Raw genomic sequence first — 14,122 nt, 5'->3', positions numbered from 1 at the left:
CGCTCCTTTTATTCAGGTATTGCTCAGTGATGTTCAAAATAGGTGTAGCCGTTCAGGCTGTCGTGGAAGGCACGCAGGATCTGCTGGCGCTCGGCGACACTGATACAGCCGCTGCGCACCGCGCTCTCTGCCACCTTACGGAACTGCTCCTGCAAGTGCTTGGGTTCGTATTCCACGTAAGTCAGTACGTCGGCAATACTGTCGCCGTGAAATTCCCGGGCAAAATCAAAACTGCCGTCTGCGTTGATGGCGACATTGACAACATTGGTGTCGCCAAACAGGTTATGCAAGTCGCCCAGTGTCTCCTGATAGGCGCCAACGAGGAAAACGCCCAGAATATAATCTTCCCCCTCGCGCAGGGAATGCAGCGGCATGGTTGCGGCAGTCCCCGTTGCAGTGGAAAAGTTATCGATTTTGCCGTCGCAGTCACAAGTCAGGTCCGCAATCATGGCCTGGCGGTCAGGCTGTTGATGCAGACGATGTAATGGCATGATCGGGAACAGCTGGTCGATTGCCCACATGTCAGGCAATGACTGGAACAGGCTGAAGTTTCCGTAGTAAATGTCCGACAACATTTCCGGCAGGTTTTCCAGCTCGGGCGGGACCCGTGCAAGCGACGGCAAGATGGTGGCAATACGCTGCAGAATGGCCAGGCAGATATCTTCCGCCATGGCGCGTTCGCGCAGCGTCGCCCGACCGTGATTGAACATGTCCCTCAGCTCGTCGCGATAAAACAGCGCGTCGTTATAACACTCCTGGAAATTGCCGGTGCCGACAACGTTCAGTACGTCAAAAATATGCTTGAGGGTCTCGTTGCAGTCGCCGGGCAATACGGCAGGCAGCGCAAGCGGCTCGCTACTGCGCACATCGAGAACGTTGAACAGTAGCATTGACGAATAGGCAACCGTCGCCCGGCCCGACTCGGAAATAATAACCGGGTGGTCTATACCCTGAGGATCCAGTGTTTCCCGAATACTCTCGATAATATTGACGCAGTATTCCTCCAGCTGATAATTCATGCTGTGAGTGCTGTTGGTGCGAGCGCCCTCGTAATCCACCGCCAGGCCACCACCGAGATCCAGGTAACCCATGGTCGCGCCCTCGGCAACCAGCCCCGCGTAAAACCGGCAGGCCTCAAGTACCCCGTTGCGCACGTTACGAATGTTTGGCACCTGGGAACCGAGGTGACAGTGCAGCATTTGCAGGCAGTGCAGCATATCAGCCGCGCGCAGCTCATCAACAACCCCAATCAGTGCCGCCGTCGACAGCCCGAAAATCGAGCGGTCACCGCTGTCCTGGCTCCAGTGGCCATCGACCTTGACCGAGCTTTTCATGCGCACACCGATCAGGGGTTCAACCTCAAGGATACGGCTGCGTTCAATGATCACCTTCAATTCACTGAGCGACTCGAGTACGAAAAAACAGGGATAGCCCATGCGCCGGGCATACAGGCCCAGGTCAATGAACTCGGCATCCTTGTAACCGTTGCACACAATCAGGCTGTCGGTATCACGCAACTGGCTTAACGCTATGATGAGTTCGGCTTTACTGCCTGCCTCAAAGCCGTGGTGATAGCGAGCACCATAGTCCGCAATCTCTTCGATCACATGGCATTGCTGGTTCACCTTGATCGGGAAAACACCGCGATAGACATTGCCATAACCGCCGGTGCTGATAGCGCTGGCAAAGGCCTCATTGAGCACCTTGATACGGTGGTCCAGCACGTTCTTTATGCGCAGCACAGCAGGCATTTCCAGATTGCGCGCACGCATCCCGGCAACAATATCCATAAGCGAGACGCTCACATCGCGCTCATCGATGCTCACCGTTACCTGGGCGTCGCCGCTATCGGAGATGCTGAAATAGCCGGCTCCCCACGTGTTTACACCGTAAAGCTCGGCGCTATCTGCGACCGACCAGCGGGTGTCTGTGTCTGTATGGTCAACCATCAATGGATTATCCTTTCGTGATCAGGGTATTTGTCGAAGCTGCGCTCGCAACGCCGCCAATAGTCGCCGGTACTCTCCTGCGGCAAGCCCGTCGTGGGCATAGGCAAGGTGATTGAAGTCGCGAGTGAATTGTTGTGCCCAGCCAGCAAGCGCCGGATTCCCCAGGGCCACGCGATGGGCGAAGCTTGCCGGTGCTTCACCGGGGTCCCGTGACAGGCCCCGCCTGGCCAACAGCGTGCAAAAATCAAGATAGCACTGCTGGGTGGCATTCGCCCGTCGCTGCTGTCGGCGGCCGAGTAACAGCCAGGCAACAGGCACCAATACCAGAATACCACTCACCAGAAAAAGAATGACAAAATTCCTGGCCCGAATACTCCCGAACAAATCCTCCAACAGCTGGTATTGCTGCTCACTATTGAAGCCCACGACCCAGCTCTGCCAGCGATACGTTAGTGCTTCATACCGTAACCGTAACATATTCACCCAGCCAACCCCACGATAGCGGAGCAGCGACAACGGGGAATTGGCCAGAAAGCTGCCCTCTGTCACCAGCGCCTGCTCAAGCCCGAACTCGATGCGCTCAGGGGCTACCGCGCCGGTGGGGTCAACTCGTACCCAACCTTGTCCGGGTAGCCAGACTTCCGCCCAGGCGTGGGCATCAAACTGACGCACGATGACCGTGCGATTTACCGGGTTGACCTCGCCACCCTGATATCCGGCAATTACCCGTGCAGGAACCCCCGCCGCACGCATCATCAGTACAAAGGCGTAGGCATAGTGTTCACAAAAACCCCTGCGGGTCTGGAACAGGAACTGATCCATGGGGTTCTGGCCCAGAAGTGGTGGCTGCAGGGTATAAACGAAAGACTCCCGGTTGAACCAGCCCAGTACGGCGTCGACAAATTCAGCGTCGCTGTTGCTGGTCGCCCGCATATCTCTCGCCAATTGCACGCTGCGGGGGTTTTCGCCTTCGGGCAAGGCCAGTTCGGCACGCCGTCGCCAGGACGACAGCTGGATATCCAGCGGGGCTGCAAGCCAACTGCGGGCGCGATAGCGAAACTGGTCTTCAATTTCCACCGGTGTAAACAACCGAAAATCCGCAGTCGACAGGAGACCACTCTGGCTGGACTCCGCATATCGCAGGCTGTACAGCCAGTTCTGCCGGGTTGGCGTCATCAGCACGCTGTAAGCCAGGGGCGTCTCGTCGGCCTTGTCGGGTATCGAGGGACGAGTCTCTGCAGCGGGAATTTCCGATCGCCTGAGGCTCCGCCAGGCACCCTCTTCCAGTACGCTGAACACCAGGCCGCGCCAATACAGTGCCGATTGCGCCGGAATGGGCCCTTCAAACTGAACCGTAAACGCCATCTCTCCCGACTGGCTCAGGCTGGAGATATCACCGGGCTTCATGAAATCGCTGACCCCGGTTTTGGCCGCGTGGCTCTTCACCGGTACCGTCCAGAGCGGCCCTATGCGCGGAAACAGGAAAAATAATACCAGCATCAATGGGAATGCCTGGGCCAGCATCGTGGCCGGCAACCGGATGGTACCGGGGCGAAACCGGTTTTCGCCGGGCTGGTGCAAGGCGACCAGGGCGGTTGTTACCAACACCACAGTGAACAATGAGTACAGTACCAGCACAATATCCTGACTGAACAGGAAGCTGGTGACGCAGATGAAATAGCCCAGAAACAGGAGCACATAAGCGTCCTTGCGCTGTACCAGCTCCAGTAGCTTAAGGGCAAAGGCGGTCAGCAACAGTGCGACCATGGGTTCCAGGCCCAGCAGATTGCCGTAGCTTGCGACAATAGCGCCAAAACCCGCGAGGATAAGGCCCAGCTTGGTCCAGCGTCGGGGGTATGACCAGCGTCCCTGGTGCACCATCGTCCGCCAGCAGGCGGCTACCAGGTACACCAGTATCACCCACACGGGCAGGCGAGCGAGGTGTGGTGCCAGCAAGGCAAACTGGCTGATGATAATCCAGACCAGCGCATTGCGTGGCAGTAGCTCCTGGCCGGTCACAGGACGGGTTGCTCGTGGCCGTAAAGCGCCAGTGCACTCAATACCCGGTCCAGGTGCACGTCACCGCGTGCGGGGTCAATCCGCAATCCGGGAATACGCAGGCCGTAGTCCTCATTGCGTCGGTGAAAGGCCAGCGCCCAATAACACAGGTGGGACAGTCGCTGTTCCGGGGGCACCCCGTGAAACAGCTCCCAGTCCAGCCAGGCACTGTGGCTGGCGTAGGACGCATAGTCCTTGCTTTGCAAAGCCTGGCCCTTGGCCAGGCCCTTCCAGTGAACCTGGCGCAGGGAGTCGCCAAACCGGTATTCCCGGAAGCCGTAAAAATCGTCACTCCCGGTTATCGCTGCCGCTGCACCGTCCGCGCGATTGCCCTGCGCCCCCACCAGCTCAGGTGATACCAGGGGCTGCGGATACACAACTGCCCTCAGGTCGAGATCAACCCAGGTCCAGCAACGCAGCAGGCCGAGAGGGTAGGTGCTTTCAAGCAGCAGGCGTCCCGGGTGATGCCAGCCCCGGCTGCCCACCGGCAGGTACAGGTGAACCTCCGCACTGTCTGTGGTGACGAGGTTAACGGTGGCCTCTCCACTGTCGGGCCACGCCAGGCGCAAACCATAGTGAGCCTGTAGTCGACCGCGTTCAAGCCGCAGGCTGAATGTGCTCTGCTGACCCGGGAAAGCGGGAGTGGCAGCCAGTGCATGCAGGGTGAGCCCCGCAAGATTGGCATAGGTATGCAGGGTTGCCACCACAAAGAGGGTTGCCAGTAAAAAGGCCAGCGCGTAACTCATGTTGTTCTGGTAGTTAATCGCAGTGAGCAGAATGACCAGCAAGAGTACGCCAAAGAACAGGCCGGCCCTGGAGGGCAGGATAAAGATCCGGCGCTGATTCAGGGTAACCGATCGCGCGGCGGGAATCCGGCGCTGCATCCAGTGACCGAAACCACGGTGGGCATATTGACGGAGACCGGCAATGGAGGTGTGCAGGCGAGAGCGCATAGACAGCTTCAGGGACGGATCACGTCCACAGTGCGCTGCAGCAGTGCCACCAGTGCCTGGCCATCATCGGCATAGTCGCCGCTGGGGATCAACCGGTGGCCGGCGACGGCGGGCAATACGGCCTGCAGATCCTCCGGCACCACGTGATTACGCCCGGCCATGAAAGCCCAGGTGCGGGCGCATTCAAGCAGGGCCAGTGCCCCCCTGGGTGACAATCCAACAGCGAACTCGCCGCCCTGGCGGGAGCGCGCGACCAGGCGCTGCAGATAATCCAACAGGTTGTCGGAGGTGTTCACCTCCGCAACACCGCTGCGGATTGCGGCCAGTTGCCGTGGCTCTATGCAGCGCGGCAGCGATGTCGGGGCCCCGCTACCGGAATGCCTGTCGACGAACATTTGCCGTTCCGCCCTGGGATCGGGATAGCCCAGCTGCAGTCGCATCAGAAAACGATCGAGCTGGCTTTCCGGCAACGGGTAGGTGCCGGCCTGGTGAATCGGGTTCTGGGTGGCGATGACAAAGAAGGGTTGCGGCAGCAAACGCGTCTCCCCCTCGATTGTCACCTGGCCCTCGGCCATGGCTTCCAGTAACGCGCTCTGGGTCCGCGGCGTTGTACGGTTGATTTCGTCCGCCAGCAGCACCTGGGTAAAAATCGGCCCCGGATGAAAACTGAAGTTGCCGTGGTTACGGTCGTATACGGAGACGCCCAGTATGTCGGCGGGCAGCAAGTCGCTGGTGAACTGTACCCGCTTGCAGGATAAGCCGAGAACATCGGCCAGCGCATGGGACAGGGTGGTTTTGCCCATCCCCGGCAGGTCTTCAATGAGCAGGTGGCCACGGGCAAACAGGCAGCAAAGGGCCAGCCTGACCTGGGCATCCTTGCCCAACAGCACCCTACCTACCTGGGTGATCGCACCTTCAATTGCGGCCTGTATTTCCATTAGTCCGCTCCAGCGGTGAGGTAATTGCCGAACATTCCCCGGCGTTGTTCAAACAACGGCGTCCAGGCCCCGCTGCAGGTCCGCTTTCAGATCGTCGACGTGCTCGAGTCCCACTGCCACGCGGATCAGGCTGTCGGCAATACCTGCTTCGACACGCTGTTCCGGTGTGAGACGGCCATGGGTTGTGGTCGCGGGATGAACAATAGTGGACTTTGCATCTCCCAAATTGGCGGTGAGCGACATGATGCGAGTGGCATCAATACAGCGCCAGGCCTCCTCGCGCCCCCCCTTGACCTGAAACGACAGAACCCCACCAAAGGCACTTTGCTGTTGCGTTGCCAGGGCGTGGCCGGGATGCGATGGCAAGCCTGCGTAAAAGACCCGCTCTACCTGTGGTTGCTGCTGCAACCACAGGGCAATGTCCAGCGCCGAGCGGCTGTGGGCCTCCATACGCAGGCGCAGGGTTTCCAGGCCTTTCAGGAATACCCAGGCATTGAAAGGGCTCATGGTCGGGCCACAGGTGCGCAGGAAAGTGACAACCTCGGCCATGTGCGCAGCGCCGCCGACAACCGCACCGCCCACGCATCGGCCCTGCCCGTCCAGGTATTTGGTGGCGGAATGAATGACTATATCGGCACCCAATTCCAGTGGCCGCTGCAGCGCGGGGGTACAAAAGCAGTTATCAACCACCAGCAGGGCATCGGTGCCGCGAGTCAGCTCCGCCAGGGCACGAATATCGGCCACTTCGCATAAGGGATTGGAAGGCGTTTCCACAAACAGTAATTTCGTTTCCTGGCGCAGGCCGTCGCGCCATTGATCGAGGGCCAGCAACGGCACAAAATCGACTGCAACGCCAAATTTGACCAGGTAGCGTGCAAACAGGTTGGTGGTAGTGCCAAACACATCCCGTGAACAGAGGACATGGTCCCCGGATTTCAGCAGCGCCATGCAGGTACTGAGAATGGCGGCCATACCGGAGGCCGTACCCACGGCTGCTTCACCCCCCTCGAGAGCGGCGATACGTTGCTCAAAACTGCGCACGGTAGGATTGGTATAACGGGAATAGACATTGCCCGGACTGTCGCCGGAAAAACGGGCAGCGGCGTCCGCGGCAGAATCGAAGACGTAGCTTGAAGTGGTAAAAATCGGCTCCGAATGCTCTCCTTCTGCGGTGCGTGTGATGCCGGCGCGTATTCCGAGCGTATCAAGGTGCGCGCCCGCCAGGGGATCATCATTGGGTGTCATATCTGTATCAGGTGGCGTCATTATGCAGGCCGACCACCGACCCCTCCTCAACCAGTTGCGACCGACTCAGGTGTTGCGCCTCGTCGCTGCGCAGTGCCTCGATACGGTCGAGATAGGCCCGATCCACATCTCCGGTTACATACTCGCCATTGAATACCGAACAGTCAAAACCTGTTGCGGTCCTGCTACCTTCCCTGGAGCACTGAACGAGATCATCCAGGTCCTGGTAGACCAGCCAGTCCGCACCGATCTGTTCGCAGATTTCGGCAACAGTGCGGTTATGGGCGATCAGCTCCGAGGCCGAAGGCATGTCAATACCGTACACATTGGGGAAGCGCACAGGCGGCGCCGCGGAGGCAAAATAGACCTTGCTGGCACCGGCGTCGCGCGCCATGTCGATGATCTGGCGACAGGTAGTACCGCGGACGATGGAATCATCCACCAGCAGGACGTTCTTACCCTTGAATTCGAGCGGTACCGGGTTCAGCTTCTGACGTACGGATTTCTTGCGCTGACTTTGCCCGGGCATGATGAAGGTTCGCCCGATATAGCGATTCTTCATGAACCCCTCGCGAAACTTGATCCCGAGTTCAGACGCCAGCGATTGGCCGGCAATGCGGCTGGTATCGGGAATCGGTATCACCACGTCAATATCGTGATCGGGACGCTCCCGCAGAATTTTATGGGCCAGCGCCTCGCCCTGGCGCATCCGCGTCTTGTAGACCGAAATACCATCCATCAGCGAGTCCGGGCGCGCAAAATATACATGCTCGAAAATACAGGGGCGCAATTGTGGATTGGTCGCGCACTGCCGGCGATGGAGTTGTCCGTAACTATCGATGAATATGGCCTCACCCGGTTCCACATCGCTGATCAGGCTGAAACCCAGCACGTCCAGCGCGACACTCTCCGAGGCCACCATATACTCGTCACCCAGGGCGCTGTGGCGCACCCCCAGCACCAATGGCCGGATACCATTCGGGTCACGAAACGCAACCACCCCGTAATCCACCAGCATCGCCACTGCGGCATAGCCGCCGCGACAGCGCCGGTGTACCGCCTCGACCGCGTGAAAAATGTCATCCGCAGCCGGGCTCAGCTTACCCAGGGTTTGCAGCTCGTGGGCGAAGATGTTCAGCAACACCTCGGAGTCGGAGTCGGTATTCAGGTGCCGCAGGTCGTCTTCAAACAGCTCGCGGGCCAGTTGCGCCGAATTGGTGAGGTTACCGTTGTGGGCAAGGGCAATCCCGTAGGGTGAATTCACGTAAAAAGGTTGAGCCAGCGCGGGGCCCGACGCGCCCGCCGTAGGATAGCGCACATGGCCGATGCCGATCGGCCCCTTGAGTCGCTGCATGTGGTTCTGGCGAAACACATCGCGCACCAGTCCCTCACCCTTGCGCTGGCTGAAACGCCCCCCGCGACAGGTCATGATACCCGCGGCATCCTGCCCCCGGTGCTGCAGTACCGTTAATGCATCGTAAATATCAGGGCCAACATCGCCCTTCCCTACCAGTCCTACCAGACCACACATGTGACGCTTACCTCGTTGATTGGATGCCTGCATGCAAGCATCTAGGGGCTATTCCACTGACCCAGCGTGAGCAGGGCCCAGTTCATTAACGTATCAACCTGCGGCATCAGCTGCGCCTCGTGCAGCCACGCCTGGTCCTGTGGCGACAACAGTTCGCGGATAACAAACACCAGCACCAGGACTATCACTACCCCCCGGGCAAAACCAAACAGGGTACCCAACAGGCGGTCCAGGGTGCCCAGCCCGGTGACCTTGACCAGCCGCGACATCAGCATGCTGATAAAGCCGCTTACCAGCAGCGTGCCGACCAGAATCAACAACCAGGCCGCTATGTAACGCGCGGTAATGTTACTGATCAGCTCTGCCATGCGGCTGGCGAGATCCCCGGCAAACACATAAGCGAGAACAAACCCGGCTATCCAGCCCGCCAGCGATAACGCTTCGCGGGTGAATCCTCGCAGCAGGCTCAGCAGGGTCGACAGGCCGATAATACCCACCATGGCCCAGTCGACCCAGGTGAAGGCGGCGATAGTCACGGCAGGTATCGCTTGATGAGTGATTGCACCGCGAACTCGGCATCGATTTCTGCACGCAGGTTGTCGAGTCGGGCGCGCTCAAACTTGGGGCCGACATTGACCCGATACAGGCGCTTGCCCTCGACTGACACCGGCTTGACCCAGGCCTTGTGACCCATTGCCAGCAGGCGCTGACGTAATTCGTCTGCGGCGCCGGCGTTACTGACAGTCACCACTTGCAGCATCCACGCCACCGGTACGCCCTGCGCATCGAGCGTCGGCTGCTCAGGCGCTTCACTACGGGTCTGTCCCGGAGCGGGCGCCGCGGATGGCTCCGGTTGCCCATTGTCTGCGTCTGGGTTGATCTCCGCAATGGTATAGGTTTCACCAGCCAGAGCCTGGGGCAGTTCTTCTTCAAACTGACTATCCGGGGAACCTCTGAGACCGGTATTTTCCGGTGCTGCGATCGGGGTCGAATCGACCTGTGGGCGCGGCGGGATTCTAAGGTCCTCAATACTGATAGCGGATTCCGGCTCAACAAAAATAATGGGCCAGAACACTATCCCGAGGGCAATCAGTATCAGTGCGCCGACAAGTCGTTGCTTGAGGATATCATTCACTGGTCATACCCGTGCGCCTGCTTGTCCAGTGACGACAATACCGCCGCCACTGTAAAAAAAGAACCGAACACAACCAACCGGTCGCCGACTGCCATCACGCTGCGCGCACGTGCGAGGGCCTGGCGTAAATTTTTGCTGACGCTGATCATTTGTTGCCCATTCTGGCGCAGCGCGGTAGCGATATCCGCCGCTGTTGCCGCCCGCGGATTGGTTGGCTGGTCAGCAACAAACCATGCCTCGAAGTGGTCTCCCGCCGCCTTAATCATGCCCGAAATATCTTTGTCAGCCATCGCTGAAAACAACGAAATAGTCTTTCCTTTACAAGGCTTTGCACTCAAAAACTCACCTAGCTTATTAACAGCGGCCGGGTTGTGTGCAACATCAAGCACATAGTCGATATCCCCTACCCGTAGCTGCTGTCGGCGCCCTCGCAACTGCAGCGTCGGAACCACACGGGCGAGGGCTTTGTCACTGGCGGGCAACCCCAGCAGCTCGAGCGCCTGCAGGGCTGCGCAAATGTTCGCCGGCAACAAGCCACTACTGGCGATAGAGGGCAGTTGCCGCCTGTCGCCGTCTGCAGTTTGCAGATATCCCTGCCAGCGATCGCCGGACTGCTCCTCAAACCCGAAGTCCTCGTTCAGCCACACGGCCCGGGCACCCGCCGCGCTCACCGCGGCGTAAAGTCCCGCCGTAGGACTGCTATCGGCAATAACCGCAGGCGCACTTGCACGCAGAATACCGGCTTTCTCCCTGGCAATGGCGTCCAGACTGTCGCCCAGCCAGGCCTGATGGTCGAGTGCGATACTGGTGATCACGGCAACGGTGGGGTCGACGATATTGACAGCGTCCAGGCGCCCCCCGAGACCCACCTCAAGGACCGTAATATCCACACCGCGGGAACGAAAAACAAGCAGTGCGGCCAGGGTGGCAAACTCGAAATAACTCAGGGATATCTCACCCCGCGCCGCATCAATCTGTGCCAGTGCATCGCATAGGGAAGAATCGTCCACATTGGTACCGGCAACCCGGATGCGCTCATTGAAAAACTGCAGGTGTGGCGACGTATACACCCCGGCAACCAGGCCCGCATCAGCTACCAGTGCCTCCAGTACCGCCACGGTAGATCCTTTACCGTTGGTACCGGCAACGGTAATTACCGGCACCGCTACCGGCAATAACTGCAGGCGAGCGGCCACCGTTCGCACACGCTCCAGCCCCAGTTCGATAGCCACCGGGTGCAACGTCTCAAGACGCTCCAGCCAGACTGCCAGTGAAGGCTCAGTCATCCTGTTCGTCGGGAATAAACTCGACCGGCTCCTTCTCGTCGTCAATTTCCGCTTCGGGGTCTGCCACCAGGTCGAAATTGGTCAGCTTGGAGAGCAACCTGGCCAGGGTGTCGCGCATATCGTTGCGATGCACAATCATGTCTATGGCACCATGCTCCAGCAGGAATTCACTGCGCTGAAAGCCTTTTGGCAGCTTCTGGCGGATAGTCTGCTCAATAATATTGGGGCCGGCAAACCCTGCGCGGGCATCCGGCTCCGCCACGTTGATGTCACCCAGCAAAGCCAGCGAGGCAGAGACCCCACCGTAGATAGGATCGGTCATGACCGAGACATAAGGGACCCCGGCCACCTTCATGCGCTCGATGACAGCACTGGTCTTGGCCATCTGCATCAGGGATATGAGAGCCTCCTGCATCCGCGCGCCACCGGAAGCGGAAAAACAGACCATCGGGATACGCTCCCTGAGCGCCAGTTGCGCCGCCCGGGTGAACTTTTCACCGACCGCGTAACCCATGGAGCCGCCATGGAAAGCGAATTCGAAGGCGACACAAACGACCGGCAAACCCTGAAGATTACCGCGCATGGCCACCAGGGCATCTTTCTCACCGGTTGCTTTCTGGGCTGCGCTAATCCGATCGCGGTAGCGTTTTTTATCGCGGAATTTGAGCCGGTCTATCGGTTCGATATCGGCAAGTATTTCTTCCCGTCCTTCGGCATCCAGAAAAATGGCCAATCTACGGCGGGCACTGATGCGCATATGGTGGTCGCACTTGGGGCAGACGTCGTCGTTGTTTTCGACATCCGGCCGGTACAACACGGCGTCACACTTTACACATTTCTTCCACAGGCCCTCCGGCACCGTGGAGCGCCGCTCACCGGTCTCTTTACGCACCCCGGATGGCAATATCCTGTCAATCCAACTCATGGCTTCCCCCGATTGTGAGCGGCCATTATAAACGCGCGCACCACCAACTAGGAAGCGATGCCATCCAATCCGGCCCTAATCTCTGCGATCAGCCCCGCACCGGCCTGCAACAGGGCCGCATTATCGCCGCCTGCCGCAGCCGCGGCGGCAATGTGCTCAACCAGCGCGCTGCCGACAACCACACCCTCTGCAGTAGCGCCCACACGGCGGGCGGAAGCGGCATCCTTGATACCGAAGCCTACCGCCACCGGCAGTGTGGTATGGCTGCGGATCTGCCCAACATGGTGAGCCACATCATCGCTGTCGAGATGGCCGGCGCCGGTTACCCCTTTCAGGGCCACATAATAGATAAAACCGCTGGCCTGGTCCGCGATCGCCTGGATTCGGGCGTCGGGCGTGGTCGGGGCCACCAGGAAGATATTATCCATGCCGACCCGATGTAGCTCTGCGTTGACGTCGGCGACTTCCTCCGGCGGTATATCCACTGTCAGCAGGCCGTCCAACCCCGCTTCCAGGGCGAGGTCGGCGAATACGGCGTAGCCCATGCGTATTATGGGGTTGGCGTAGCCCATCAAAAGCACCGGCGTATCCACGTCGTGCTGCCTGAACTCGGTCACCATGGCCAGTGCATCACGCAGCCTTATTTTGTTGTCCAGTGCCCGTTCATGAGCCTTCTGGATCACCGGTCCCTCTGACATCGGGTCGGAAAATGGCACCCCCAATTCGATCATGTCCGCACCGGCAGCCACCAGGGCATGCATCAACGGCACAGTCACCGTGGCAACGGGATCACCGGCCACGATATAGGGAATTAATGCTTTGCGCCCCTGGGCCGCCAACTGCTGAAAACGCCCGGCTATCCTGCTCAATGCTATGACTCCTGGAAGTTGATGCCGTCTATTTCGGCAACGGTATTAATGTCTTTGTCACCGCGACCCGACAGATTGACGATAATCGTCTGCTCAGGGGTCATGGTGGCGGCCAGTTTTTCCGCGTAGGCCAGGGCGTGGCTGGTTTCAAGCGCCGGCATGATGCCCTCGGTACGGGTCAGGGAATGAAATGCCTGCATGGCCTCTTCGTCATTGGCGGTGACATAGTTAACCCGGCCTATGTCCTTGAGCCAGGAGTGCTCCGGACCCACACCGGGATAATCGAGACCCGCAGAGACCGAGTGGGTATGCATGATCTGGCCATCTTCATCCTGCATGAGGTAGGTGCGATTGCCGTGCAATACCCCCGGGGTACCCGCACTTAATGGGGCGGCGTGCTCGCCCGACCCCAGCCCGTGGCCGCCCGCCTCAACCCCATACATGGCGACTGACTCGTCCTCAAGAAAGGGGTGGAACAATCCGATAGCGTTGGACCCGCCGCCCACACAAGCCACCAGCGCATCGGGCAGGCGACCGGTCTGCTGCAATGACTGTGCCCTTGCCTCACGGCCAATCACACACTGGAAATCGCGCACCAGCATGGGATAGGGATGCGGGCCCGCCACGGTACCAATTATGTAGAATGTGTCGTCCACGTTAGTGACCCAGTCGCGCATGGCCTCATTCATGGCGTCCTTGAGAGTACGCGACCCCGATGTCACCGGCACCACAGTGGCGCCCAGCAGCTTCATCCGATAGACGTTGGTCGACTGGCGACGAATATCTTCTTCACCCATGAATACATGACACTCGAGGCCAAGACGAGCCGCGATAGTCGCCGTTGCCACCCCGTGCTGTCCCGCACCGGTCTCGGCAATGACCCGACGCTTGCCCATGTGCCTGGCCAACAGTGCCTGGCCGACGGTGTTGTTCACTTTGTGGGCGCCGGTATGGTTGAGATCCTCGCGTTTCAGGTAAATGCGCGCGCCGCCGATACGATCGGACCAGCGCTTCGCCTCATAAAGGGGGGAAGGCCTGCCGACAAAATGGGCGAGATCGTGGTCAAGTTCACGTTGAAATGCCTCGTCATCGGCCAGCTGGCGGTATAAAACCTCGAGCTCAGCGAGCGCTGACATCAGTGTTTCTGCAACGAACTTGCCCCCATAAAGGCCGAAATGTCCTTCTTTGTCAGGAACTGACGAAAAAATGGTACCGGTCACATCTGTAGTCATT

The 14,122-nt window shown here is 59.2% G+C and carries 12 protein-coding genes; all 12 read right to left on the bottom strand.

Features of this window, described 5'->3' with window-relative positions; all coding sequences use genetic code 11:
- Positions 1 to 23 precede the first annotated feature (23 nt).
- Genes speA through trpB form a run of 12 tightly spaced genes read right to left on the bottom strand, consistent with a single transcriptional unit; the run spans position 24 to position 14,121 of the window.
- The gene (gene speA / locus CWI75_RS09200; protein WP_101521208.1) at positions 24 to 1,949 is read right to left on the bottom strand and encodes a biosynthetic arginine decarboxylase; all 1,926 of its coding nucleotides are present in this window, start codon (positions 1,947 to 1,949) and stop codon (positions 24 to 26) included.
- Between the two features lie 21 nt (positions 1,950 to 1,970).
- A complete protein-coding gene (locus CWI75_RS09195) occupies positions 1,971 to 3,968 on the bottom strand; it encodes a transglutaminase TgpA family protein (RefSeq protein WP_101521207.1) in 1,998 nt (665 codons plus the stop codon).
- Entirely contained in the window at positions 3,965 to 4,960 is a 996-nt protein-coding gene (locus CWI75_RS09190) for a DUF58 domain-containing protein (RefSeq protein ID WP_101521206.1), read from the bottom strand. Before CWI75_RS09190 ends, CWI75_RS09195 begins: the two co-directional genes overlap by 4 nt.
- Before the next feature lie 8 nt (positions 4,961 to 4,968).
- A complete protein-coding gene (locus CWI75_RS09185) occupies positions 4,969 to 5,898 on the bottom strand; it encodes an AAA family ATPase (protein WP_101521205.1) in 930 nt (309 codons plus the stop codon).
- A gap of 48 nt (positions 5,899 to 5,946) precedes the next feature.
- Positions 5,947 to 7,143: an O-succinylhomoserine sulfhydrylase gene (locus tag CWI75_RS09180; RefSeq protein ID WP_420913253.1), complete on the bottom strand. Its 1,197-nt coding sequence runs from the start codon at positions 7,141 to 7,143 to the stop codon at positions 5,947 to 5,949.
- Positions 7,144 to 7,150: 7 nt separating this feature from the next.
- Positions 7,151 to 8,674 carry an amidophosphoribosyltransferase gene (gene purF / locus CWI75_RS09175; RefSeq protein WP_101521203.1) on the bottom strand — a complete coding sequence of 508 codons (1,524 nt, stop codon included), beginning with the start codon at positions 8,672 to 8,674 and terminating at the stop codon, positions 7,151 to 7,153.
- Between the two features lie 41 nt (positions 8,675 to 8,715).
- On the bottom strand, positions 8,716 to 9,210 hold the full coding sequence (locus CWI75_RS09170; protein ID WP_241521148.1) for a CvpA family protein: 495 nt from the start codon (positions 9,208 to 9,210) through the stop codon (positions 8,716 to 8,718).
- Positions 9,207 to 9,809 carry an SPOR domain-containing protein gene (locus CWI75_RS09165; RefSeq protein WP_101521202.1) on the bottom strand — a complete coding sequence of 201 codons (603 nt, stop codon included), beginning with the start codon at positions 9,807 to 9,809 and terminating at the stop codon, positions 9,207 to 9,209. The genes CWI75_RS09170 and CWI75_RS09165 overlap by 4 nt, the downstream gene beginning before the upstream one ends.
- Positions 9,806 to 11,095, bottom strand: a complete 1,290-nt coding sequence (locus CWI75_RS09160) for a bifunctional folylpolyglutamate synthase/dihydrofolate synthase (protein WP_101521201.1) — start codon at positions 11,093 to 11,095, stop codon at positions 9,806 to 9,808. The genes CWI75_RS09165 and CWI75_RS09160 overlap by 4 nt, the downstream gene beginning before the upstream one ends.
- A complete protein-coding gene (accD, locus tag CWI75_RS09155) occupies positions 11,088 to 12,020 on the bottom strand; it encodes an acetyl-CoA carboxylase, carboxyltransferase subunit beta (RefSeq protein ID WP_101521200.1) in 933 nt (310 codons plus the stop codon). Before accD ends, CWI75_RS09160 begins: the two co-directional genes overlap by 8 nt.
- 47 nt (positions 12,021 to 12,067) lie before the next feature.
- Positions 12,068 to 12,889 (bottom strand): tryptophan synthase subunit alpha, encoded by an 822-nt coding sequence (trpA, locus tag CWI75_RS09150; protein ID WP_101521199.1) that lies wholly within the window; start codon positions 12,887 to 12,889, stop codon positions 12,068 to 12,070.
- A 2-nt stretch (positions 12,890 to 12,891) separates the two neighbouring features.
- Positions 12,892 to 14,121: a tryptophan synthase subunit beta gene (trpB, locus tag CWI75_RS09145; protein WP_101521198.1), complete on the bottom strand. Its 1,230-nt coding sequence runs from the start codon at positions 14,119 to 14,121 to the stop codon at positions 12,892 to 12,894.
- Between the last annotated feature and the right edge of the window lies 1 nt (position 14,122).

It is taken from the genome of Kineobactrum sediminis (assembly GCF_002868715.1).
Lineage (GTDB): Bacteria > Pseudomonadota > Gammaproteobacteria > Pseudomonadales > Halieaceae > Kineobactrum > Kineobactrum sediminis.
Note: the sequence above shows the minus strand (reverse complement) of the source record. Positions and strands in the feature narration are given on the sequence as shown.